General features: G+C 54.1%; 22 protein-coding genes and 1 riboswitch. Of the genes, 21 read left to right on the top strand and 1 reads right to left on the bottom strand.

The features are described from left to right. Nucleotides 1-27 precede the first annotated feature (27 nt). The 9 genes from AC0YOA_RS24215 (at nucleotide 28) to spoIIR (ending at nucleotide 10,643) form a co-directional block, all read left to right on the top strand. Nucleotides 28-777, top strand: a complete 750-nt coding sequence (locus tag AC0YOA_RS24215; RefSeq protein WP_475788818.1) for a response regulator transcription factor — start codon at nucleotides 28-30, stop codon at nucleotides 775-777. Next, nucleotides 774-1,826, top strand: a complete 1,053-nt coding sequence (locus tag AC0YOA_RS24210; RefSeq protein WP_475788817.1) for a sensor histidine kinase — start codon at nucleotides 774-776, stop codon at nucleotides 1,824-1,826. Before AC0YOA_RS24215 ends, AC0YOA_RS24210 begins: the two co-directional genes overlap by 4 nt. 74 nt (nucleotides 1,827-1,900) lie before the next feature. Beyond that, complete coding sequence (locus tag AC0YOA_RS24205; protein WP_475788816.1) at nucleotides 1,901-3,139, top strand: molybdopterin-dependent oxidoreductase; 1,239 nt, start codon at nucleotides 1,901-1,903, stop codon at nucleotides 3,137-3,139. A 180-nt stretch (nucleotides 3,140-3,319) separates the two neighbouring features. Then, nucleotides 3,320-4,420, top strand: a complete 1,101-nt coding sequence (gene ychF / locus AC0YOA_RS24200) for a redox-regulated ATPase YchF (protein WP_475788815.1) — start codon at nucleotides 3,320-3,322, stop codon at nucleotides 4,418-4,420. A gap of 99 nt (nucleotides 4,421-4,519) precedes the next feature. Continuing rightward, nucleotides 4,520-5,734: an MFS transporter gene (locus AC0YOA_RS24195; protein ID WP_475788814.1), complete on the top strand. Its 1,215-nt coding sequence runs from the start codon at nucleotides 4,520-4,522 to the stop codon at nucleotides 5,732-5,734. 33 nt (nucleotides 5,735-5,767) lie between these two features. After that, nucleotides 5,768-7,132: an MFS transporter gene (locus AC0YOA_RS24190; protein WP_475788813.1), complete on the top strand. Its 1,365-nt coding sequence runs from the start codon at nucleotides 5,768-5,770 to the stop codon at nucleotides 7,130-7,132. A 113-nt stretch (nucleotides 7,133-7,245) separates the two neighbouring features. Next, nucleotides 7,246-8,313: a peptide chain release factor 1 gene (prfA, locus tag AC0YOA_RS24185; RefSeq protein WP_210039074.1), complete on the top strand. Its 1,068-nt coding sequence runs from the start codon at nucleotides 7,246-7,248 to the stop codon at nucleotides 8,311-8,313. Nucleotides 8,314-8,388: 75 nt separating this feature from the next. After that, entirely contained in the window at nucleotides 8,389-9,549 is a 1,161-nt protein-coding gene (locus AC0YOA_RS24180) for a N5-glutamine methyltransferase family protein (RefSeq protein WP_475788812.1), read from the top strand. A gap of 365 nt (nucleotides 9,550-9,914) precedes the next feature. Next, nucleotides 9,915-10,643 (top strand): stage II sporulation protein R, encoded by a 729-nt coding sequence (gene spoIIR / locus AC0YOA_RS24175; RefSeq protein WP_475788811.1) that lies wholly within the window; start codon nucleotides 9,915-9,917, stop codon nucleotides 10,641-10,643. Nucleotides 10,644-10,758: 115 nt separating this feature from the next. Here the strand turns inward: spoIIR and AC0YOA_RS24170 are convergent, their stop codons facing one another. Continuing rightward, the gene (locus AC0YOA_RS24170) at nucleotides 10,759-12,210 is read right to left on the bottom strand and encodes an MDR family MFS transporter (protein ID WP_475788810.1); all 1,452 of its coding nucleotides are present in this window, start codon (nucleotides 12,208-12,210) and stop codon (nucleotides 10,759-10,761) included. Between the two features lie 254 nt (nucleotides 12,211-12,464). Between AC0YOA_RS24170 and AC0YOA_RS24165 the strand changes: the two genes are divergently transcribed. The 12 genes from AC0YOA_RS24165 to atpB all read left to right on the top strand — a co-directional run bounded on the left by AC0YOA_RS24165 (nucleotide 12,465) and on the right by atpB (nucleotide 22,676). Then, the gene (locus AC0YOA_RS24165; RefSeq protein ID WP_475788809.1) at nucleotides 12,465-13,583 is read left to right on the top strand and encodes an L-threonylcarbamoyladenylate synthase; all 1,119 of its coding nucleotides are present in this window, start codon (nucleotides 12,465-12,467) and stop codon (nucleotides 13,581-13,583) included. Between the two features lie 87 nt (nucleotides 13,584-13,670). After that, complete coding sequence (locus AC0YOA_RS24160) at nucleotides 13,671-14,231, top strand: manganese efflux pump MntP (protein WP_210039070.1); 561 nt, start codon at nucleotides 13,671-13,673, stop codon at nucleotides 14,229-14,231. A 29-nt stretch (nucleotides 14,232-14,260) separates the two neighbouring features. After that, complete coding sequence (locus tag AC0YOA_RS24155; protein ID WP_475769598.1) at nucleotides 14,261-14,842, top strand: low molecular weight protein arginine phosphatase; 582 nt, start codon at nucleotides 14,261-14,263, stop codon at nucleotides 14,840-14,842. An 86-nt stretch (nucleotides 14,843-14,928) separates the two neighbouring features. Continuing rightward, a riboswitch (ZMP/ZTP riboswitch) is annotated at nucleotides 14,929-15,011 on the top strand. A 131-nt stretch (nucleotides 15,012-15,142) separates the two neighbouring features. Further along, nucleotides 15,143-15,610, top strand: a complete 468-nt coding sequence (rpiB, locus tag AC0YOA_RS24150; protein WP_475788808.1) for a ribose 5-phosphate isomerase B — start codon at nucleotides 15,143-15,145, stop codon at nucleotides 15,608-15,610. A gap of 107 nt (nucleotides 15,611-15,717) precedes the next feature. Continuing rightward, complete coding sequence (locus tag AC0YOA_RS24145) at nucleotides 15,718-16,365, top strand: TIGR01440 family protein (RefSeq protein WP_475788807.1); 648 nt, start codon at nucleotides 15,718-15,720, stop codon at nucleotides 16,363-16,365. 170 nt (nucleotides 16,366-16,535) lie between these two features. After that, complete coding sequence (locus tag AC0YOA_RS24140; protein ID WP_475788806.1) at nucleotides 16,536-17,783, top strand: serine hydroxymethyltransferase; 1,248 nt, start codon at nucleotides 16,536-16,538, stop codon at nucleotides 17,781-17,783. A gap of 176 nt (nucleotides 17,784-17,959) precedes the next feature. Beyond that, the gene (locus AC0YOA_RS24135) at nucleotides 17,960-18,994 is read left to right on the top strand and encodes a glycine-rich domain-containing protein (protein WP_475788805.1); all 1,035 of its coding nucleotides are present in this window, start codon (nucleotides 17,960-17,962) and stop codon (nucleotides 18,992-18,994) included. Nucleotides 18,995-19,256: 262 nt separating this feature from the next. Next, nucleotides 19,257-19,886 carry a uracil phosphoribosyltransferase gene (gene upp, locus AC0YOA_RS24130; RefSeq protein WP_210039064.1) on the top strand — a complete coding sequence of 210 codons (630 nt, stop codon included), beginning with the start codon at nucleotides 19,257-19,259 and terminating at the stop codon, nucleotides 19,884-19,886. 83 nt (nucleotides 19,887-19,969) lie between these two features. Continuing rightward, nucleotides 19,970-21,118 carry a non-hydrolyzing UDP-N-acetylglucosamine 2-epimerase gene (gene wecB / locus AC0YOA_RS24125; protein WP_379114449.1) on the top strand — a complete coding sequence of 383 codons (1,149 nt, stop codon included), beginning with the start codon at nucleotides 19,970-19,972 and terminating at the stop codon, nucleotides 21,116-21,118. 188 nt (nucleotides 21,119-21,306) lie between these two features. After that, the gene (locus AC0YOA_RS24120) at nucleotides 21,307-21,528 is read left to right on the top strand and encodes an AtpZ/AtpI family protein (RefSeq protein WP_210039063.1); all 222 of its coding nucleotides are present in this window, start codon (nucleotides 21,307-21,309) and stop codon (nucleotides 21,526-21,528) included. Next, complete coding sequence (locus AC0YOA_RS24115; RefSeq protein WP_210039062.1) at nucleotides 21,521-21,898, top strand: ATP synthase subunit I; 378 nt, start codon at nucleotides 21,521-21,523, stop codon at nucleotides 21,896-21,898. Before AC0YOA_RS24120 ends, AC0YOA_RS24115 begins: the two co-directional genes overlap by 8 nt. Before the next feature lie 10 nt (nucleotides 21,899-21,908). Next, nucleotides 21,909-22,676: a F0F1 ATP synthase subunit A gene (gene atpB, locus AC0YOA_RS24110; RefSeq protein WP_210039061.1), complete on the top strand. Its 768-nt coding sequence runs from the start codon at nucleotides 21,909-21,911 to the stop codon at nucleotides 22,674-22,676. Nucleotides 22,677-22,690 lie beyond the last annotated feature (14 nt).

The following is a 22,690-nucleotide window of genomic DNA, read 5'->3' as shown; positions in this document are numbered from 1 at the left end:
AAAATGGGGCACGGAGGGGGCGCCGATGTGGCAGGCAGCATCATTATTGCCGATGACGAAAGCAACATAACCGATGTGTGCCGCCGGTATCTGGAACGGGAGGGCTACGAGGTCCGCATTGCCCATAACGGAGCCGCTGTGCTGGAGCTATGGGAGGAACGCAGGGCGGATTTGCTTGTGCTCGATTTGATGATGCCGCGCATGGACGGCTGGCAGGTATGCGAAGCGGTCAGGCAAACAAGCGATGTGCCGATTATTATGCTGACAGCGCGGGGCGAGGAGCCTGACCGGTTGCTTGGGCTGACGATGGGCGCGGATGATTATATGACGAAGCCCTTCAGTCCAAGGGAGCTTGTCCTGCGGGTGAAAAATATACTGCGCCGTGTCGGCACAAGCGCGGCTGCTTCAAACGCTTCCCTGCCGGGAGCAGGCGGAGCACAAGGGGCAATTGCGCAGTCTGTTCGGGCGGAGATTCATTTTGAGGGCTTATCCGTTTATCCGGATGAACGGCGTGTTGTCGTGGGCGGCACGGAAGCGGAGCTCACCGTAAAGGAATTTGACCTGCTTCTCACGCTCTCGGAGTACCCGGGGCGGGTGTACTCGCGCAGCCAGCTGCTCAGTCTCATCTGGGATACCGGATTCGATGGCGATACGACCACGGTGACTGTACATATCCGCAGACTGAGGGAAAAGCTGGAACCAACGCCTTCCGAGCCCGGCTGGATCAAGACGGTTTGGGGCATTGGCTATAAATTTGAAGGCAAGAGGCAGTCATGAAGCTGCGTATTTATTTGCTGCTGACCAATGCCATAAGTATTCTCGTTATTATTGCGCTGCTCATTCTGTTCTACAGATTCATGCTGCTGTCAGAGAAGCAGTTCATTTGGCTGACCATCGTCTCGCTGGGTGCGGGACTGCTGTCCGGCATACTGCATTATCTTCTTATTCGTCCCATTGAAGCGGCTGTGAAACGGATCGGCGAAGGATCGGCGAGTATTGCGGACGGGGACTTTCAGGCCCGCGTCCCGCTCGTCGGACCTGTGGAGCTGAAGCTGCTGGCCGGCCAGTTCAACGAGATGGGCGACAAGCTGCAAGCAAGCTTCCACCAGCTGCAGGCGGCTGAAGTCGCCAGGCGCGAGCTCGTAGCCAATATGGCGCATGATCTCAGAACGCCGCTGGCTTCCCTGCAGGCGTATGCCGAAGCGCTGGAGGACGGCATAGTAAATGATGAAGCTGCGGTCCGCCGTTATATGGGAACCATCCGCGCGGAGACGATTCGTCTTGGGCATCTGATGCAGCAATTATTCGAGCTGTCCATGCTGGACAGAGGAGATTCTCCACGCGAGGATGGATATGAGCAGCCGTCGCAGAGCCTGCTTGAAGACAGTCTGCTGGAGCTGCTGCCCCGGTTCGCTCCTCAATTGGAAGCGGCTTCGATCACCCTTGAGGTCAAGCTTCCGGACCAGCCTCTTTATTGCCGGCTTCCCTCGCAGCCGCTTCAACGGATAATGCAGAATCTGCTCGAGAACGCGATCCGATATTCCCCGCAGGGTGGTGCTATAGCCGTGGAAGGGCTGGCGGAGCAGGGACATCGCATTCGCATCCGGATATCGGATCAGGGAAAGGGAGTGCCGGAACCGGACCGGGAACGGGTATTCGAGCGTTTCTACCGGGTGGACCGCTCCCGGGGACGTGAGAGCGGCGGCGCGGGATTGGGGCTTTCCATTGCCAAATCCCTGGTCGAGCAGGCAGGCGGGGAGATCGGTCTCGATTGTCCCCCGGCAGGCGGGAGCATTTTCTGGTTTACCGTACCTGAAGCCGTTTAGAATCCGCAAGGATTCGTTATACGATTATACAAGGTTAACAGCGGTTGGAATCACGATCGGGAGGCGAGGAACGCATGAGCAATTGGTTGGCGTCACTGCGTAAGGGCTACGGGAAGAAGCTTCACGCGCTGCATGCATGGAACGGTTGGATTGTTGTCATTCTGACGATCTCCGGACTTCTGCTGTTTGGCGGTTTTTGGCGCGGCATATTGGGTGAAGGAAGGGTGTGGATCCGCTGGATTCATATCGTCGTAGGGATTGCTTCGCTGCTTCCGGTTGTCTATTATCTGCTGCTGGCCGGCAAGCATTGGAAGCAGCTGAGGGGCAAGTCGTCGCAGCGGGCCAACGTCATTGTGGTGCTGGCGCTGCTCGTTGGCTGGCTGCTGTCGGGCCTGCTGCTCTGGCAGTTCAGGCTGGTCGGTCCCGGATGGTCCAACGGAGCTCTGCTGGTGCATGATTTGCTCACATGGATCGGCCTTCCCTATATTATCTATCATTCCATCACGCGTGCGAAATGGCTCAAGGAGGAGCCGCACCGCCGTACGGTGAAGAGCGGCAAGCCGGATAAAGAGAAGGAAATCCACCCGGCTGCTTCCCCTGGAGCGCTTTATTCCCGGCGTGCATTCATTAAGACCGCGATTGGAGCAGGTCTTGCCATCACGCTGGGTCCTTCGTTCCTGCGTTGGGTCGGCAATTCCATCGGAACGGGAGCCGACATAGAGAAGCTGGTGGAATCCGATGCCAACAATCTGATTCCCGCACCCCAGCCGCTTCCCGCATCGCTTCCGCCCACGGGCGGGGGAGGCCGAGGTTCGTTCCGCGTGTACACGGTGACGCAGATTCCCTCCTTCAATAACAGCAATTGGTCATTTGCCGTGGACGGACTGGTTGACAAGAAGATGAATTACAATTGGGAGCAGTTTGTGAAGCTGGCGCGCAAAGTGCAGGTGAGCGATTTTCACTGTGTAACCGGCTGGTCCGTCTACTCCAATACCTGGGAAGGGATACCGCTCAAGCAGTTTCTCAAGGAAGCAGGTGTGCAGCAGCAGGCGAAGAACGTCAAGTTTTATTCCGGAGATGGAGTATATACGGATTCGCTGACGCTAGAGCAGGCGGATATGGACGATGTGATGGTTGCCGTGCTTCACGACGGCAAGCCGATCCCAAGCGATCTGGGCGGGCCTGTCCGTCTGATTGTGCCGAAAATGTATGCCTACAAATCAGTCAAGTGGCTCAACCGGATTGAACTCATCCCCGATGAACATATCGGGTATTGGGAGCAGCGGGGCTACTCCAATGACGCCTGGGTCTGATCAGACAACCTGTTCCTGTTCGTGAAAGAGGCCGCAGACAACGAATGGAAAAGCTTCAACCCGGGAGGGAGGAAAGCCGCTTATGCGCGGCGGGCCTCCTCCCTTTTTTCTTTTCTTCCCCTGCCGCATCGGGTATAATGACCTGAGAAATGTTTATTTCGAAAGCAGGGGTGTACAGCAATGGCTTTGAAAGCAGGTATTGTTGGTCTTCCGAATGTCGGGAAATCAACGTTGTTTAATGCGATAACGCAAGCTGGCGCCGAGTCCGCCAATTATCCGTTCTGTACGATCGATCCCAATGTGGGCGTCGTGGAAGTGCCGGATGTACGTCTTGACAAGCTGACAGAGCTGGTGGTGCCGAACAGAACGGTGCCGACAGCATTCGAATTTATCGATATCGCAGGCATCGTGAAGGGAGCGAGCAAAGGGGAAGGGCTTGGCAACAAGTTTCTGGCCCATATTCGCGAAGTGGACGCGATTGTTCACGTCGTGCGCTGCTTTCAGGATGATAATATTACCCATGTTTCCGGCAAGGTGGATCCGATCGGCGATATTCAGACGATTAACCTGGAGCTGATTCTGGCGGATATCGACTCCGTCGACCGGCGGATCGACCGCAGCCGCAAGAACATGAAGGGCGGCGACAAGAAGGTTGCCCAGGAGGTTGAGGTGCTCGAACGGGTCAAGGAGGCTCTCTATAACGATCAGCCTGCGCGCAGCATCGAGCTGAACGAAGAAGAGCTGTATCTGATCCGTGAGCTTCATTTGCTGACGCTTAAGCCGGTTCTGTACGCGGCCAATGTAAGCGAAGGCGAAGCGGCCAATTCGGATGAGAATCCTTATGTGAAGCTCGTCCGCGAATTTGCGTCAGCCGAAGGCGCCGAGGTGGTGCCGATCAGCGCCAAGGTGGAAGCGGAAATCGCCGAGCTTGAGGGCGAGGATAAAGCGATGTTCCTCGACGAGCTGGGCCTGCAGGAATCCGGGCTCAACCGGTTGATCGCCGCAGCTTACAAGCTGCTGGGGCTCTACACGTATTTTACAGCGGGGGTTCAGGAGGTTCGTGCCTGGACGATTCGCAAAGGGACGAAGGCGCCGCAGGCAGCGGGCGTCATTCATACCGATTTTGAGCGGGGCTTTATCCGGGCGGAGGTCGTATCCTATGAGGATTTGACGAATGCCGGCTCCATGAATGCGGCGAAGGAGAAAGGCCAGCTTCGCCTGGAGGGCAAGGACTATACGGTGAAAGACGGAGATGTTATGCATTTCCGTTTCAATGTGTAGGACCTGAGGACTCCGACATTATTTTCGAATGAAGGAAGGGCCTGAAGTCTAAAAGGGTCCTTCCTTCGTATCGTTTGAAGGGGAGAAAACAGTTAAACCATGGCAACCTCTACAGCTCCACTTACCAAGCCCGCGGCTGCAACGGTATTTCCAATTTTATTTGCGATCAGCATTGTCCATCTGCTGAATGATTCGATGCAGTCGACCGTATCCGCACTATTCCCGATTCTCCGGGATTCTCTCGATTTGAGCTACAAGCAGATCGGTCTGATCGCATTCGCGATGAATATGACGGCTTCGCTTCTGCAGCCAGCGGTCGGCTATGCCGCTGATCTCAAGCCCCGGCCCTATATCCTTCCCATCGGCGTCTGCTTCACGCTGGTGGGGATCGTTTCTTTAGCGCTGGCTCCGCATTATTCCGTTATTCTGCTAGCCGTTATTGCAATCGGCGTGGGCTCGGCTGTCTTTCATCCGGAGTCGTCCCGTGTAGCTTATCTGGCCGCTGGAGGCAAGCGCGGTCTGGCGCAGTCGATCTTCCAGGTGGGAGGCAATATCGGCAGCGCCCTGGGCCCCATTATGACAGCGGTGATATTTGTCAGAGTGGGTCAGCAGGGTGTCATCTGGTTTGCTTTTGTTGCCGCCGCCGCAATCATCATCCAGACCTATGTGGCCCGCTGGTATCGCGATCAGAACGTTCCCGGACGCAACAAAGCCAAGAGCGGCGCCCAGCCGCTGCGTCTGACAGGCCTATCCTCCCGGCAGGTGATGTGGGCAGTCGTCGTTCTGGTCTCCCTTGTTATTTCGAAGCATGTGTACATGTCGAGCATTTCCAGCTATTATTCCTTTTATTTGATTGATTATTACGGCGTGTCAGTGAAGCATGCGCAGTGGTTCCTGTTTGCCTTTCTGGCTGCTTCAGCGGCGGGAACATTTCTTGGAGGTCCTTTGGCGGACCGTTTCGGCCGCAGAAATATTATCTGGTTCTCGATCCTTGGGACGGCGCCCTTCTCGATTTTACTGCCTTATGCCAATTTGACCTGGACCGGTGTGTTATGCGTGCTTGCCGGATTTATTCTCTCTTCCGCCTTCTCCATTATTGTGGTGTATGCGCAGGAGCTGATGCCGGGGAAGGTGGGTCTGATCTCCGGCCTGTTCTTTGGCCTGGCCTTCGGCATAGGAGGTCTGGGCTCGGCTGTGCTGGGCTGGATCGCCGACGCGACGACGATTGCATTCATTATGAAGCTGTGCGCTTACCTGCCGCTGCTCGGGATATTGGCAATTCTGCTGCCCAAGGATAAACAGTTGTATGCTTAAGCTCCTTATTCCTCCAATAGAAGGTGCTGCTCAATGAAAAATCGGATACCGGTACTGGCCAGCATTGTTATGGCGATGCTTGTCGCCTCAATGGATTCCACCATTGCCAATACGACGATGCCTATTATTGCCCAGGAGCTGGGCGGTATTGAATTGTATGCCTGGGTTTTCGCAAGCTATATGATTTTCTCGACCGTCATGGCCCCGATTGCGGGCCGGATTTCCGATATCTTCGGACGCAAGAAAGTGTTTGCCGTCGGCATTATTTTATTTATGCTGGGCTCGATCCTGTGCGGGAGTGCGCATACGATGGTGCAGCTCGTTATTTTCCGGGCTGTCCAGGGAATCGGCGCGGGGGTGATGAATCCTTTCCCGATGATTATTGCAGGGGATCTGTTCACGGTGGAGAAGCGGGGGCGCATCCAGGCTTTGTTTACCGCGATGTGGGGAATTTCAGCTGTGCTTGCCCCGTTGCTCGGCTCCATGTTTGTGGAGTACGCCACCTGGCGCTGGATCTTTTATATCAATATCCCGATCTGCCTGCTTTCGGTTCTGCTGCTGCTGCCGTATCGCGAAGTGTATGAACCCAAGCGTTCCAAAGTGGACTATCCAGGAGCGCTGGTTTTTACCGCCGGAATCAGTCTTCTGCTTCTTATGACCGTGGTCGACATCGGCACCTTCTTCTATTTATCCGGAGCGGCGGGCGTGCTGCTGCTTATTGTATTTTACAAGTATGAGAAAAAGCTGGCTTCGCCCATTGTTCCCCTCAACCTGTTCCGCAATAAGCCGGTTGCCTGGATGAACCTGAATTCTTTCCTGGCTTATGCGTCGATATTCGGGGGCGCCAGCTACCTGCCGATGTTTCTCCAGAAGCATGGCTATTCGCTGTTTATGAGCGGTGTGGCGATGCTGGGCATGTCAGTGGGCTGGATGGCCATGTCCGTGCCTGCGGGCAAGTGGATCGGGCGCTTCGGCTACCGCTGGCTGATGATTGCCGGCAATGCCATTCTCGTAGCTTCGGGCATCTGGTTTCTGCAGCTCTCCCCAGCCTCGGGATTCTGGTTCACCTTTGCCGGCTCGGTGCTGATGGGCCTTTCCTTCGGCCTGCTGTCCGCCGTTTCCATGATCGGCTCGCAGCAGCTGGTGGATGGCAAGCAAAAAGGCGTCTCCACCTCTCTGCAAATATTTTCACGCAATATCGGGACAGCTGTCGGGGTGACGATAATGGGCGCCTTCCTGGCGAAGAATGCCGATCTGATGACAGGCTTCTCCCATATGTTCGCCTACGGCTTTATCGTCAGCCTGATCGCCTTGGCCAGCTCATTGATGATCCGGGTGCAGGGGCAGGCCGTGGAGGCCAAAGCAAAACCGGCGGGGCAAGGATCCATATCTCCTTGAAATTGGACGCTGAAAATATTTAGTTAAAGTCACATTTATGGAAAGCCCCGCGTTATGATATAATAATAAGACAACAATCAGCGAAATCTTATTACATGTAGAGGTGAATGAATGTGTTAGACCGTTTACAGGCACTCGCAGACCGGTATGATAAATTAAGCGAGCTGTTGTGCGATCCGGATGTGGCAAGCGACCCCAAGCGGCTGCGCGACTTATCCAAGGAGCAGTCGGATCTGCAGGACGCTTACACAGCATATACGGAATACAAGGAAGTATCGGCGCAGCTCGACGATGCGAAGGCCATGCAGGCCGAGAAGCTCGATGATGAAATGCGCGAGATGGTGAAGATGGAGATTGAAGAACTGTCCGAGCGCCAGACAGCGCTTGAGGATCACATTCATATCCTGCTTATGCCGAAGGATCCCAATGACGACAAGAACGTGATTGTGGAGATCCGCGGTGCGGCAGGCGGCGATGAAGCGGCATTGTTCGCGTCCGATTTGTACCGGATGTACATGAAATTTGCCGATTCCCAAGGCTGGCGCGTGGAGCTGATGGAAGCCAATGAAAGCGATCTGGGCGGCTACAAAGAGGTTATTTTCCTGATCAACGGCAAGGGCGCTTACAGCAAAATGAAATTCGAAAGCGGCGCCCACCGGGTTCAGCGTATTCCCGTAACAGAGTCGGGCGGACGGATTCATACGTCCACGTCAACCGTTGCGGTTATGCCTGAGGTGGAAGAGCTCGAGATTGAAATTCTCGACAAGGATATCCGGGTGGATACGTTCTGCTCCAGCGGCGCCGGCGGGCAGTCCGTTAATACGACCAAGTCGGCTGTCCGCGTGCTTCATGTGCCGACAGGCATTATGGCGCAGTGTCAGGACGGCAAGTCGCAGAATGAGAACAAAGCCAAAGCGCTGCAGGTTCTCCGGGCGCGCATTTCCGACATCCGCCGCCAGGAGGAAGAAGCGAAATACGCCGGCGAGCGCAAAAGCAAAGTGGGTACCGGCGACCGAAGCGAGCGGATCCGTACTTACAACTATCCGCAGAGCCGGGTAACCGACCACCGGATTGGCCTGACGCTGCATAAGCTGGATTCGGTTATGAACGGCGATATGGGTGAAATCATCAATGCCCTCACGGTAACGGCTCAAGCAGAGCTGATCGAGCAAATCAGCTGATTCATCGGGAAACCGGCTTGACCGCCGGATCATGGCGTGAGGCTGACGGCATATAGAGAGGGGCGCTAATGGATTATGGAGCGCAGCATGGATGGCCCCGGCCCCGCAGACTTCCGGATGGGAGAAGCGGACCGGCTGTTTACCATTGGAGAAGCCTGCTTGCAGGCTTCTTTGTTTTTGGAGAGGCATGAGATTATGGAGCCAAGGTCCAACAGCGAGCTGCTGTTGATGCATCTGCTCGGCCTGGAGAAGGCGGGACTGCTGCGGGATTGGCGGGATCCGTTTCCGGTGGAGCGTTCGGCGGAGTGGGAATCGCTGATCTCGCGCAAGGCAGCCGGCGAGCCGGCGCAGTATTTGATCGGCGAGCAGTGGTTCTATGGCCTGCCGTTCGCTGTGACGCCGGCCGTGCTGATCCCGCGGCCGGAGACGGAGCTGCTCGTCGAGGCGGTGCTTGCCGAGGCCGACAGGCTGTGGCCGGAGGCGAGCGGAGCTGCCAGCCGTGGAGCGGGGCAGAGTGGCGAAGCTGCAGTGAAGGCTGGAGGCAGCCGCATAACCGGTGCGGGGCCGTCAGAAATCGGTGCTGTGGCCGGAGATGAATCACGGCAGGTTGGTGAAGCGGCAGCTAAGGCGAACATCGAGAGCGGGACCCGCACAGCCAGCGCAGGTGTGCCGACGGTCCTTGACGTCGGCACGGGCAGTGGCGCCATCGGCGTGACGCTTGCGGTGCAGCGTCCGCTCTGGCGCGTCAGCGCGTCCGATCTGTCGCCGGAGGCGCTGGAGGTCGCCCGCACGAACGCGGCGCGCCATGGCGCAGCGGCGCGCATGGCGTTCGTGCAGGGCGACCTGCTCGCGCCGTTCCGGCTGCGGCGCGAGGGCCAACCTGGCGCACCCGGCGGGGAGAATGACCCCGCCGGGCTGCGGATCGATGTGCTCGTCTCCAACCCGCCGTATATCCCGGCCGGAGACATAGCGGGCTTGCAGCCGGAGGTTCGGGACCATGAACCCCGGCTTGCGCTGGACGGCGGCGGTGACGGCCTTGACCCTTACCGCCGTATGCTGGAGCAGCTTCCGCGGCTGGCACAGATGCCGCGAATTATTGCCTTCGAGCTTGGCATGGGCCAAGCCCGTGAGGTTGCAAGACTGCTGGAACAGCTCGGCGAATGGGACGAGGTTCGGATCATTGACGATTATGCCGGGATTGAACGGCATGTGATTGCCGTGAACAACAGGGCATGAGGTATGAAAAGCTGTTATAACAGGCAGACTCTAGTAACGTAAAGAGATTATTTCTCTTTCGTTACTAGAGTCTTTTTTAACTTATGGAGTGTATATCGCAGGGAAGGGCAAGATTTTATACTTCTTTGGCGTACCGAAATATATAGGCTTCATGCATTGCCGGCTCCAATAATCCCTGAATCCAACGCTGCGCTTCCATCCTCGAAGAGGGCTCCATGCGTTTTATATTTGTGCTGGAATTCTAGTTTTTCTTATTCTCCGGCTGCTAGGTTTAAAGATTGCCAGAGTGGACATACTTAGGGATATGATCGTTCCGGAACGTAAAGCCGAGCGCACCGACGGGTGACGAAAAGGAGCTTAACGTTATGATCCGCCTTTATTCCCGTTTTCCTTACCGCCCTTCTTACGGTTACTTGTTTCTTGCCATTATCATTCTTATTATGAGCTGGGAAAGCCAGCGTGCAGATGCAGCCATTGCAGGCGGTGAGATTCCCAAGGAATCCATTCGTCTTCGTATTCTCGCCAATTCCGACAGCGCGGCAGATCAGGCGGTTAAGCGGTATGTCCGCGACGCCGTTGTTGCCGAAATCGATCAATGGGTAACCAGCCCGCAAACGATTGAAGAAGCCCGGGGCACGATCCTCTCGCATATGGGCGACATCGAACGGGTCATAGCCAATGAATTGCATAAACGCGGATTCACATACGACTATAAAGCGGAGCTTGGCAGTGTGCCATTTCCAACCAAAATATACGGCAGTGAAGTTTACCCTGCGGGCAATTACGAAGCGCTCCGGATTTCGCTGGGCAAGGCTGAAGGGCAAAACTGGTGGTGCGTCTTATTCCCGCCGCTCTGCTTCGTGGATGCGGTCAATGGAGAAGCTTCGGCACCCGCGGCATCGGCCGTCACCGCCGCTGTCGACAAAGATGCCCCGAAGGGCGGCATTGTGCAGACGACAGGCACTGCAGGCGGCACAGATCAGTCGAGCGGCACCGAAGCGAAAGAAACGGGTGCCGATACTCCCGAGGTAAAGTTCTTCATTTGGGAGCTGATTCAGTCCATTGTTCACTTCTTCAAAAACCTGTTCAGCTAAGGCTGACTTTCTTAGAGGCCAGTCCCGGTCCGGAACATCCGCAAACAAACAACAACCCCCTTCTGCCGAAGGAGGTTGTTGTTTGTTTTGCTATAGGACCCGCCCGCAGCAAGAGTTAAGCCGCCTGTTTGCGGGCGAGCTTATCCGGGCGCAGCTTGGGAATGAACAGGCAAATCGGCAGTGCGACCAATACGATAATGGTCGCGATGAGATACACATCGTTTACGCTCATTGTAAAGGACATCATTTGTATGCCGACTTGATCGGTTGAACCTGCATTGACCAAATCTGTTGCATGCGAGGCCGAATGCGACGCCAGCAAGGTCGTAAAAATTGCAATAGCGAAGGAGCCGAATACATTGCGCAGCCAGTTGCTGATCGAGGAAGCATGTCCGCTCAGCTGAGGCGATATTTGCTCCATCCCGGAGTTGCTGGCGGGCATCATGGCAAAGGCAATCCCCAAATTTCGCACGATCATCCAGAAGACGATATAGCCGTGGGGGATGTCGACGCTGAGCCAGCTGAGCGGCAGCGTTCCCGCACCCATCAGCACGACCCCGATAATAAGCAGAACGCGGGGACCGAACTTGCTGTAAAACTTGCCCACAAAAGGGGTCAGTATGGCCATGGCCAACGAAGCCGGAAGCAGAATCAGCCCCGTATCAAGCGGCGTGACATGCTGAATGTTTTGCAGGAAGATTGGAGTCAGGAATGTTCCTGAATAAAGGCTGATTGTGATGATGCAAATGGTAATCAATGAAATCGTATAACGAGCATTGCCGAATACCCTCAGATTCAAGAGCGGTGTCTGTGCAGTAAGCTCGCGCCAGATGAACAGGGCCAGAAACACGAAACCTGCTGCGATCAAACTGATCACCTTTGTCGATGACCACCCCCAGGCATGGCCTTGCGATAAGGCTACCAGAAGCGAGGAGCTGCTGACGATAACAGTGACAAAACCGATCAGATCAAAGGACTTGGGCACATTCAACCTGTAGTAAGGGATGAATGGAAGGATGAGCAGAACACCGATAATGCCGATCGGCACATTCATCCAGAACAACCACTGCCAGGTGAGATTGTCAAGCAGCCAGCCGCTGAGCGTTGGTCCGATTGCAGGAGCCAGCATGGCCGACATGGCCCAGAAGCTGACTGCGATCGGCTGCTTCTCGCGGGGGATGACCTGATAAATAATCGACATGGTAGCTGGAATGATGAGACCGCTGAAGGCCCCTTGCAAAATACGGAATGCGATGAGTGACGGGGCGCTCCATGCCAGTGCGCATAAGGCGGAGGCAATGGTGAAGCCCAGCAGGGAGACGAGATAAAGCCATTTATAGCTGAACCGTTCGCCGAAATAGCCGCTGATCGGGGCAAATGTCCCCATGGCAAGCATAAAACCTGTCAGTGTCCATTGAATGGTGTTCAGATCGGAAGCAAAGTCAACCTGCAAAACAGGAATGGCGATGTTAATCGTACTGACACTGAGCGTAGAAATAAAACTGCCGAAGAAAATGGCAATCATAATGGGCAGGAAACGGACCTGCTTGGCTTCTTCTGTCTGCATCTGTAATCCTCCATTGCGCATGTAAAAATGCGAAGCTGATATATCTGAATTTATATATAAATAATCGTAGTTATCATACATCCGCAAAAGGTTAAAAGTCAAAGGAAATTACATGATTTTCCGGATAGCTTCCTAATAGATGTCAGAAAAGATTCCATAGTACTCCGGATATCGGAGAGGATGTGAGACTTGCCATGTATGATATAATGAAAGAAATAAAAATGATTAATTGACGTCTAAGGATTGGTTGCATAATGACGAGCAAAACCAAGGTGTATCAAGTCGATCCCGCAAGCCCCGACGATAAGATCATCAGAGAAGCCGCACGTACTCTCCGTCAGGGAGGAACGGTGGCATTTCCCACTGAAACGGTGTACGGGCTCGGAGCCAACGCATTGGATCACGATGCAGTAAGCAGAATTTTTGAGGCCAAAGGAAGACCTTCGGACAATCCGCTCATTGTGCATATTTCGGACTCTGCGCAGCTTGATTCGTTTACCGCTCCCTGCGGGGAGCTGGTTCAGCTTCTGATGGACCGCTTCTGGCCGGGGCCGCTTACGATTGTTCTGCCCCTGAAGAGGGCCTCCGTATCGGAGCATGTCACGGCAGGGCTGGACACCGTTGCCGTCAGGATGCCTGCGCATCCCGTGGCACTGGCGTTGATCACGGCTGCCGGGTGTCCGGTTGCGGCGCCCAGCGCCAACAGCTCGGGCCGCCCCAGTCCGACAGAAGCGGCGCATGTTCTGGATGATCTGAACGGACGGATTGATGCCGTTATTGACGGAGGTTCGGCCGGCGTGGGACTGGAGTCGACAGTTGTTGAGGTTGAAGCAGGCGGCATTGTACGGATTCTGCGACCAGGCGGGATAACAGCTGAATCGCTGCGCGCAGCGGGGGCGCAGGTCGAATATGATATAGCTGCCGCCCCTCATGATAATGGACAGGAACGCACCCCGGGTTCCGTTGAATTGGGAGCGCATGAACACCCGGCAGCCGGCATCGCTCCGAGATCCCCAGGAATGAAGTATGCCCATTATGCGCCCAGGGGAGTCATGCAGCTGGTTCAGGGCGGCATCGACGAAGTTGCCGCTTATATCGGCAAGCAGAGCCGGAATGCCCGGGCGGAAGGTGAACGTACGGGTGTGCTCGCGTTCCATGAGCATGCCGACCGATTTGATGCCGATCATGTATTGGTCATCGGCAGCCTCGGCAATCTGGAGCGGGCGGCTCAGGGCTTATATGCCGCCCTGCGTTCATTTGATGATCTCGGCGTGAGCCGAATTTGGGCGGAGACTTGTCCGGAGGCCGGCATCGGGCATGCCTTGATGAACCGGCTTGCCAAAGCGGCAGCCCAGCAGATCATCCGCGTATAACGCCCTTCCCGGGCTGCGCTTTTACAGGTCATGTTTAACCCCTTGTCCGCATATGCTGGAAAAGAATGCGGACAAGGGGGAAAAAGAATGGTCGAAGCGGGTATGCATGCCGGACAACTGCTGACGCTGTTACTTATGGCGATAGCTCTTGGGATGGACGCTTTTTCACTCGGGGTCGGTATAGGAATGAAGGGTATTCGGCTTGTTGATATTCTTAAATTAAGTGCGGTTATCGCGCTGTTTCATATAATAATGCCTCTTATGGGCATGCTTACCGGTAAATACGTCAGCTCCCTGCTCGGAGATGTGGCTTCATCCGCCGCCGGTGTGCTGCTGCTGCTCTTGGGCGGCCACATGATTTACAGCTCCCTGCGGGGCGAATCCGTGGAATCCCTTGATCACAGCACGGTTTGGGGGATGCTGCTGTTTGCGCTCAGCGTGAGCATTGATTCATTTTCCGTAGGCATTTCACTGGGCATGTTTGCGGCGGATGTGCTGGTCACGGTGCTTCTGTTCGGCTTCTTCGGCGGAATCATGTCCACGGTTGGACTGCTCATCGGACGGCGGGTCAGTTCAAGCATGGGCGAGTACGGGGAAGCGCTGGGCGGCGTTATTTTGTTCACGTTCGGGCTGCTTGTTTTATTTTGAATAAATTGAGGAAAAGGAGTGCGAGTGCTATGAAACGGATTTTGTTCGTTTGCACCGGCAATACATGCCGTTCCCCGATGGCGGAGGCCATTCTTAAGGAGCTTGCGAGAAAGCAGGGCAGGCAGCTGGAGGTACGCTCGGCAGGTGTGTCCACGGTGGATGGACTTCCTGTTTCTTCGAATGCTGTAGGCGTGCTGCGTCAAAGGGAGGTTTCATGTACTGGCGGCTCCAAAGCGCTTGATGGCGGTTCAGTCGTTTGGGCGGATCTGATTTTGACCATGACGACAAGCCATAAACGCAATTTGCTGCAGCGCTTCCCGCAAGCGGTGGATAAAACTTACACGCTCAAGGAATTCGTCGGCTGCGACGAGAAGGTGCTGGCCGATATTTCGGAGCTGGAGGGGCTTTACACGGAATGGCAGATGAAGCAGGCGCTTGGCCAACAGATGACCAGTGCCGAGCGCGACCGCCTGCTTGAGCTTGAGAAGCGGATTCCCGATTTTGACATAGCCGACCCCTTTGGCGGGTCGATGGAGATGTATAAGCGCAGCGCCGACGAGATCGAGGATGCATTGAGGAAGCTGCTGGATAAGCTTGGCCCTTCCCGATAAGGTCGTTTACAAAATATCCGCATCAGCCCCTGACGCCGATGATTGATTTTAAACAGGCAATACGTTATGATAAAAACAACTAAGACGGTTTCTGATGTAACTGGCGACTAAAGTGGATCAAACCATGGTGGAGCATCAGATCATACGGCCGGTCGCCTGGGCAAAGAGCAGCGTGCGAAAGCATGTCATGCTCTTTTTTCGTCTTCCAGGCGATTTCAGCATGATTTCAGGTATACTAGTAACATGATTCATCGACATTTTTCGCCATCCAAGGCGGTCAAACCGGGAGGATTATATGTTATGAAAATCGCCATTGGCGCCGATCACGGCGGTTACCGCCTCAAGGAGGAGCTCGCTACCTTCATCCGGTCGCTCGGTCATGAAATCGAAGATGTCGGCTGCGATTGCGAGCAATCCGTGGACTACCCTGATTATGCGCTTCCTGTCTGCGAAAGAGTAACAAGCGGGAAGGCGGAACGCGGAATTCTTGTCTGCGGCACAGGAATCGGCATGTCAATTGCGGCCAACAAAACGGCCGGCATCCGGTGCGCACTTGTGCACGATACCTTCTCGGCCAAGGCAACCCGTGAGCATAATGATACGAATGTGCTGGCGATGGGAGAACGCGTCATCGGACCTGGGCTTGCCCAGGAGATCGTCCGAATCTGGCTGGAAACCCCGTTCTCGGGGGAGCAGCGTCATGTTGGCAGGATCGGCAAGGTCATGAAGCTTGAAGAAAATGCGTCTTCTCCCTCAACCGTTATTTGAATCCGTTTTTGCCAACCGGCGCAAGCTGCCGTTCCGGGATTGTTTTTCAGAGGGAAGCACCATACTTAGCAGCAAGCGGAAGATCCGAATCGAAGGAGTGTCAGGTGATGAACCGGGAACTGAAGCTGGATACGATTGCAGGTGATGTTGAAGCTGTTGTCCGTGAGCTGGCGCATGCCGCTCAGCTTCGAAGCGGACAGCTTCTGGTAATTGGCGCAAGCACAAGCGAAATCATCGGTCAGCGGATTGGCACATCAGGCACGCTGGAGACAGCCAAAGCGGTTTTCGAAGGCGTCGAGGCGGCCCGCCGTGACATCGGCTTTCACCCCGTCTATCAGTGCTGCGAGCATTTGAATCGGGCGCTTGTGATGGAGAGGGATATCGCAGAGCGGTATGGACTGGAGATTGTAGGAGCCATTCCCGTACCGAAAGCCGGCGGTTCGATGGCTTCCTACGCCTACCGGCAGCTGTCCGATCCCTGTCTGACGGAGTCGGTGCAGGCGCATGCCGGACTGGATATTGGCGATACGTTCATCGGCATGCATCTGCGGCGTGTTGCTGTTCCCGTCAGGCCGACAATCCGTTCCATTGGAGAAGCGCATCTGACAATGGCTTATACGCGTCCAAAGCTGATCGGCGGCATTCGCGCTGTATATACGGAGGAAGAGGCCGGCATTCCGGGCAGTTCAGCTGCTGAAGCCTTTACTGATACATCCCCAGGTGGCCCTGAGTCTCCGGGCGGCATATGCGACTAGAGAAGTTGATTCGGCGTTTGACCACATACCGCGTTAATTAACAACCGCCAATAAACATGTTTTGCGAATTGTTTCTGACCCATGGCTGCTCAAGAAGCTGCAAAGGCCAGTCAGCGCAATGCAAGGGACTGTTATAGAAGGCGTTACATTTAAGGAGGATAAACAAAACAATGGAACATTTACGCAAACAAGACCCTGAATTGGTAAAAGCACTCGGACTTGAGCTGCAGCGTCAGCGCGACAACATTGAGCTTATCGCATCCGAGAACATTGTCTCCGAAGCTGTGCTGGAAGCCATGGGAACCGTATTGACGAACAAATACGCCGAAGGCTACCCGGGCAAACGCTACTACGGCGGCTGCGAGCATGTGGATATCGCCGAGAACATTGCCCGCGACCGTGCCAAGGAGCTTTTCGGCGCAGAGCATGTCAACGTACAGCCTCATTCCGGAGCCCAGGCGAATATGGCGGTTTATCTTGCAGCGTTGAATGCGGGCGATACCGTGCTTGGCATGAATCTGGCGCATGGCGGGCATTTGACGCACGGCAGCCCGGTTAACGCATCCGGTATTTTGTATAATTTCGTCTCTTACGGCGTCAATGAGAATACATTCACCATCGATTATGAAGAAGTCCGGAAGCTTGCGTTCAAGCACCGTCCAAAGATGATCGTAGCAGGCGCCTCGGCTTACCCGCGTATCATTGACTTTGAAGCACTGGGCAAAATCGCAAATGATGTCGGCGCACTGCTGTTCGTCGATATGGCGCATATTGCCGGTCTGGTTGCAGCCGGTCTGCATCCAAGCCCGGTGCCGCACGCCCATTTCGTTACCACCACGACGCATAAAACGCTTCGCGGACCCCGCGGCGGCTTGATTATGTGCCGTCAGCCATGGGCGCAAGCGATCGATAAAGCCGTATTCCCTGGTTCCCAGGGCGGACCTTTGATGCATATTATTGCTGCCAAAGCGGTTGCTTTCGGCGAAGCGCTGGATCCATCATTCAAAGTCTACGCTAAAAACGTCGTCGATAACGCCAAGGCGCTGTCTGAATCGTTGATGGCCCAAGGCATTAATATCGTATCCGGCGGAACAGACAATCACCTGATGCTGATTGATCTGCGCAGTCTGAACATTACCGGCAAGGATGCGGAGCATGTACTGGATTCCGTGCAAATCACAGTCAACAAAAATGCCATTCCATTCGATCCGACCAGCCCGTTCATTACTAGCGGCGTGCGTATCGGTACTCCTGCGGCAACTTCACGGGGAATGGGCGTCGAAGCGATGAAGACCATTGCAGAAATTATCGCCATGACCTTGAAAAACCCGAAAGATGAAGCGGTGCTTGCCAAAGCGCGCGGCATGGTCAGCGACCTGACGTCCCAATACCCGCTTTATCCCGGTTTGAAGTATTAAAAAAAACTCATAACAAGGAAAGCGAAGAGGCTGCTGCGCAAGTCCACGAGGACAGCGCAGCAGCCTTTTTTTGCAACACCGGCCTGATACAGCCCTAATGTTTACCAAAAACGGCAGAAAGACATGGTTTATTCATGCTATGATGGAACTAATCCTACGAAAAGCGGGTGATAGCTATGGGTGGTTTCCTTATCATTGTTCTCGCTGTCATTATTATCTTTTTTATCGTATCGCGATTGAACAATCAGAAATCACAGAGCAGGGAATCGCGCAGGGTGGCTTCAGCCAAGCGCAAGCCGCCGGAGGCTCTCGGCGTACCTTCAGGACATCCCGCACGACCGGCGGCAGAGCGTCTTGAAGCTGTGCTGACCGCCGATATCGAAGCCAGGGTGAAGGACCGCGTCTTGAGAAACAGGCCTTCTATGCGTGACGGCGAGTGGCAGTGGCTGTGGTTTGAATTGAAACGTTATTTCCTGATGTGCGCCATTATGCGGGGCGTACCGATGTATAGTGAGAAGGTCGATGAGGTTTGGCATGAAATGCTGATGTTTACCCGGGAGTATGAACAGTTCTGCATCCAGCTGAGCGGCGGATTTATTCATCATGCGCCGCATGGGGACGGAGCAGGGCCGGAGCAGGGCGAACGGGCTTGGTTTGATTGGATTTACGGGGAGCTGTTTGTGCAGACGCCTGTGAGCAGCCAGCTGTGGGGAACCTTCTACCGGACTCCGCTTTCACCGCAGCGGATGGAAGCGCTGGAGCAGCTAAGCGCGGATGAACTCCGCGAACATTATTTTAATGTCAAGGCTGCAGAGAAGTTTCCGGATTTAAGTGCCGCGGTTGACTATTTAATTCAAAAGGGCCAGGAGCTTGCAGCAGATGCACGGAGCGGCACCGGCAATCCATATGATAGATACAAAACGGGCCGGGGCGCCCAATGGTCTGATCCGCTCATGATGACAGGAGCGCTATCAGGTGCTTTATTCATGTCCTCCATGCTCCCGCCCGATCAGTTTGCAAACGAGATGGATACCGCTCACAGGAAGGAACAGGGAGGCTCCGCGAGCAGCTGCGGATCAAACTCTTATGTGTGCGACAGTGACAGCTCAGGCAGCGGGGGCCACGATGGAGGCGGTTCTTCCTGCGGATCGGGCAGCGACGGCGGCGGCTCGTCCTGCGGGGGAGGCGGCTGTGGAGGCGGAGGAGACTGAGTCTATATTCCCAAAACCTTGGAATGGCACCAAATCATGGAGGCCCTTCGACTCACCGATCAACCGGCGTCCGTCAATCCGGACTGGCCGGTTTTTTAATATTTATAGTAGAAAATAATTCAAAAGAACCGTTTCTTCTTGATTTTTACTGTGCAGTGCATAATGAAGCTACCGATGCTATAATAGACGAGGTTGTGATAGGATTGTAAAGAATGAGGATGTTCCAAGAAGGGACGCAAGCTTTTACAGGAGGATGAAACCAATGGGCAAATTGACGATTTGTGACCACCCGCTTATCCAACATAAGCTGACGCATATTCGCGACAAAGGTACCAATACGAAGGATTTCCGCGAGCTGGTGGACGAAGTGGCAACGTTAATGGCCTATGAAATTACACGGGATGTTCCCTTGGAACCGGTGCCGGTAACAACGCCGGTAACAGAAGCGGTAGGCCAGGTGATATCCGGCCGCATGCTCGGTCTTATCCCCGTGCTTCGCGCGGGCCTTGGAATGGTGGATGGCATGCTTAAGCTGATTCCGGCGGCCAAGGTTGGGCATATTGGTCTGTACCGGCATCCGGATACGTTGGAGCCGATCGAGTATTATGTGAATTTGCCCGCGGATGCAACTGAGCGGATGCTGATCGTCATTGATCCCATGCTCGCCACTGGCGGATCGGCCAATGCGGCGATCGAGACTCTGAAGCAGCGCGGCTGTCTCCAGATTAAGCTGATGTGTTTGATTGCAGCGCCTGAAGGTGTTGCAGCCGTCCAGAAAGACCATCCCGATGTGGATATTTTCATTGCCGCACTTGACGAGCGCTTGAATGAGCACGGTTACATTGTTCCCGGTCTGGGAGACGCCGGCGACCGCATGTACGGTACGAAATAGCGGAGAAGTTTTGCGGCATACGCAGTTTCAATGTCACCGGAGAACACACATAACGCATTAATTTATCATAGGAGTGACAATCATTGGCTAAACTGAAGGTAATGACTATTTTTGGCACGCGTCCGGAGGCAGTAAAGATGGCTCCGCTTGTTCTGGAGCTGCAGAAACATTCGGATGAGATTGAATCTATTGTTTGTGTGACGGCGCAGCATAGGCAAATGCTGGATCAGGTGCTCGACTTTTTTGAGATCAGACCGAATTATGATCTGAACGTGATGCAGGATCGCCAGACGCTGACGGGAACGACCGTACGGGTGCTGGAAGGGCTTGAGCCTATTCTGCGGGAATCGAAGCCCGATATCGTGCTCGTCCATGGCGATACGCAAACCACTTTTCTGGCGAGCTATGCTTCGTTCATTCAGCAGATTCAGGTGGGTCATGTCGAGGCAGGCCTGCGTACGTGGAACAAAATGTCGCCTTATCCCGAGGAAATGAACCGCCAGCTCGCGGGCGTCCTGTCCGATATCCATTTTGCCCCGACCGAGCAGGCGGCCAGCAATCTTCGCCAGGAAAACAAGCCGGAGTCCGCCATTTATGTAACGGGAAATACAGCTACGGATGTTTTCGAGTATACGGTGGACAAGTCGTTCACCCATCCCATTATCGATTGGGCGGACGGAAAACGCCTGGTGCTCATGACGGCGCATCGCCGTGAAGCGCTTGGACAGCCTCACCGCAATATTTTCCAGGCGGTGAAACGGATTGCCGACGAGTTTGCAGATGTGGCTTTCGTTTATGCGGTTCATCCGAATCCGGCTGTCCGCGAGCCTGCCAATGAAATTCTGGGCGATCATCCCCGGATCAAGCTGATCGATCCGCTCGACGTATTTGAGTTTCATAATTTCTATCCTCACACCTACATGATTATGACCGACTCGGGCGGGTTGCAGGAAGAAGCGCCTTCATTCGGCGTTCCGACCTTGGTGCTGCGGGATACAACGGAGCGTCCGGAAGGAATCGAGGCCGGAACGCTGGAGCTTGTCGGTACGGACGAAGAAGTTGTATATACACGCGCCCGTGCTCTTCTCAAGGATGCCGGACTATATGAGAAAATGAGCAAAGCGGCAAATCCCTACGGCGACGGTCAAGCTTCCCAAAGGATTGTACAGGCGATTTTGCATCATTTTGGGAGAAGGAAAGAACGGCCTGTCCCGTTCACACAACGTTCATAGTTAAGTCCAAATCGCCGCATGTCGCCAAACACCACAGCATACAGTGGTACTGTATGGTTTGCAATCTTGGAAAACCTTGATATAGCAAGGCTTTCCGGGTTCGCGTTCACAAACTGTTTGAATTTATATCGATTGACAAACGTCGCTTCGCTTGGATAAAATGTATAAGGATTAACAGAGGTAAAGCCATGAATAAAAAGGGTATGGGAGACAACCCCTGGCGAGCTGCAGGGCTGGTTGGTGTAATGGGGCTTGACTTCGCAATTTGCATCTTACTGGGCTATTTTGTCGGCAAATGGATAGGTGGTTCGCAAGCTTGGATCATTGGCGGTTTGCTTGTTGGTCTGGCTGCCGGTATTCTGTCCTGCGTGTTGCTTGTCAAGGTTGTATTGGAGGACACCGATGAATGAGATCTTTAGGAAAGCAATGCGATCAGCTCTCTATCTGATGTCACTCTGCATTGTAGTATGGCTGCTTGTTCCATCTTTGAAGGCCATAGCCGCCGGAATCGTTGCAGGCTGCGCGGCAAGTTTGTTCAATGCATATCTTCTGCGAAGGCGTATTGATCTTCTCGGACAGATCGTTGTTGATCAAGGGCCAAGAAGGATGAGCATCGGCATGGCCGGAAGGCTTGCTACTGTTCTGTTTGTCGTCATGATTGCCAATAAGTTTCCTCAACATCTGAATGTAGCCGCTACATTGTCTGCATCTTTCTTTGTACAGATAGCTGTTTTTCTAATCACGGCCGTAACCTATTCAAAGCATAGCGGAAAGGGGTGAAAACAAAAGCATGCATTTATTTCCGATTATTGACGTTGGAGGCTTTCACATTGATCTTTCCACCTGGTTGTCCATCATCGTGTCCTGCCTGATTGTTTTTATTCTGGCACGGGTGGCAGTGGGTAATCTATCGGTGACCAATCCTTCAAAAATGCAAAATTTTATGGAATGGGTTATTGAATTCGTTCACAATACCATTGCAAGCACGATGCCGCTCAGCAAGGCAAAGAGTTTCATTAACTTGGGTATGACTTTGATTCTGTTCATCTTTGTATCCAATTTATTAGGGCTCCCATTCGGTATCATTACCGAGCATCATGAACCGTTTACTTTCGCGGGAACTGAAATCGTTTCCGAAGCCCAACTGGTCGAGGATGGCGGTCACGCTCATGTTGGTTGGTGGAAATCACCGACAGCCGATCTGGCTTGTACAGCGGGTCTTGCGATTATAGTGATCTTTATGGTTCACTTCCTTGGTCTGAAGCAGAATCGTAAACACTATCTGAAGCATTACATTGAACCGTATGCTATTTTCCTCCCGCTCAATATCCTGAAGGAACTAGCTAAACCGCTTACTCTCTCACTCCGTTTGTACGCTAACATTTTCGCTGGTGAGGTTCTGATTTCCACGATTTTGATGCTGGGAGTAGTCGGTATTCCACTCCTCGCCGCCTGGCAGGCATTCAGTTTGTTTGTTGGGGCGATTCAAGCCTTCCTGTTTACCATTCTTACAATGGTTTACATTTCGCAGGCGACAGTTCATGAAGAGGATCATTAACAGGCACAAATCCC

The sequence above is a fragment of the Paenibacillus sp. JT22N12 genome (assembly GCF_056269365.1).
This window is presented reverse-complemented; position numbering and strand designations above follow the sequence as displayed.

What these genes read in the sequence shown, in the direction of transcription:
- AC0YOA_RS24190 (WP_475788813.1), top strand. Translation starts at nt 5,768, where the DNA reads ATGAAAAATCGGATACCGGTACTGGCCAGCATTGTTATGGCGATGCTT.
- AC0YOA_RS24210 (WP_475788817.1), top strand. Translation starts at nt 774, where the DNA reads ATGAAGCTGCGTATTTATTTGCTGCTGACCAATGCCATAAGTATTCTC.
- AC0YOA_RS24145 (WP_475788807.1), top strand. Translation starts at nt 15,718, where the DNA reads ATGAACCGGGAACTGAAGCTGGATACGATTGCAGGTGATGTTGAAGCT.
- AC0YOA_RS24170 (WP_475788810.1), bottom strand. Translation starts at nt 12,210, where the DNA reads ATGCAGACAGAAGAAGCCAAGCAGGTCCGTTTCCTGCCCATTATGATT.
- AC0YOA_RS24115 (WP_210039062.1), top strand. Translation starts at nt 21,521, where the DNA reads ATGAATGAGATCTTTAGGAAAGCAATGCGATCAGCTCTCTATCTGATG.
- upp (WP_210039064.1), top strand. Translation starts at nt 19,257, where the DNA reads ATGGGCAAATTGACGATTTGTGACCACCCGCTTATCCAACATAAGCTG.
- AC0YOA_RS24195 (WP_475788814.1), top strand. Translation starts at nt 4,520, where the DNA reads ATGGCAACCTCTACAGCTCCACTTACCAAGCCCGCGGCTGCAACGGTA.
- AC0YOA_RS24205 (WP_475788816.1), top strand. Translation starts at nt 1,901, where the DNA reads ATGAGCAATTGGTTGGCGTCACTGCGTAAGGGCTACGGGAAGAAGCTT.
- AC0YOA_RS24155 (WP_475769598.1), top strand. Translation starts at nt 14,261, where the DNA reads ATGAAACGGATTTTGTTCGTTTGCACCGGCAATACATGCCGTTCCCCG.
- ychF (WP_475788815.1), top strand. Translation starts at nt 3,320, where the DNA reads ATGGCTTTGAAAGCAGGTATTGTTGGTCTTCCGAATGTCGGGAAATCA.
- AC0YOA_RS24140 (WP_475788806.1), top strand. Translation starts at nt 16,536, where the DNA reads ATGGAACATTTACGCAAACAAGACCCTGAATTGGTAAAAGCACTCGGA.
- AC0YOA_RS24135 (WP_475788805.1), top strand. Translation starts at nt 17,960, where the DNA reads ATGGGTGGTTTCCTTATCATTGTTCTCGCTGTCATTATTATCTTTTTT.
- AC0YOA_RS24180 (WP_475788812.1), top strand. Translation starts at nt 8,389, where the DNA reads ATGGAGCGCAGCATGGATGGCCCCGGCCCCGCAGACTTCCGGATGGGA.
- atpB (WP_210039061.1), top strand. Translation starts at nt 21,909, where the DNA reads ATGCATTTATTTCCGATTATTGACGTTGGAGGCTTTCACATTGATCTT.
- AC0YOA_RS24120 (WP_210039063.1), top strand. Translation starts at nt 21,307, where the DNA reads ATGAATAAAAAGGGTATGGGAGACAACCCCTGGCGAGCTGCAGGGCTG.
- AC0YOA_RS24160 (WP_210039070.1), top strand. Translation starts at nt 13,671, where the DNA reads ATGGTCGAAGCGGGTATGCATGCCGGACAACTGCTGACGCTGTTACTT.
- AC0YOA_RS24165 (WP_475788809.1), top strand. Translation starts at nt 12,465, where the DNA reads ATGACGAGCAAAACCAAGGTGTATCAAGTCGATCCCGCAAGCCCCGAC.
- spoIIR (WP_475788811.1), top strand. Translation starts at nt 9,915, where the DNA reads ATGATCCGCCTTTATTCCCGTTTTCCTTACCGCCCTTCTTACGGTTAC.
- rpiB (WP_475788808.1), top strand. Translation starts at nt 15,143, where the DNA reads ATGAAAATCGCCATTGGCGCCGATCACGGCGGTTACCGCCTCAAGGAG.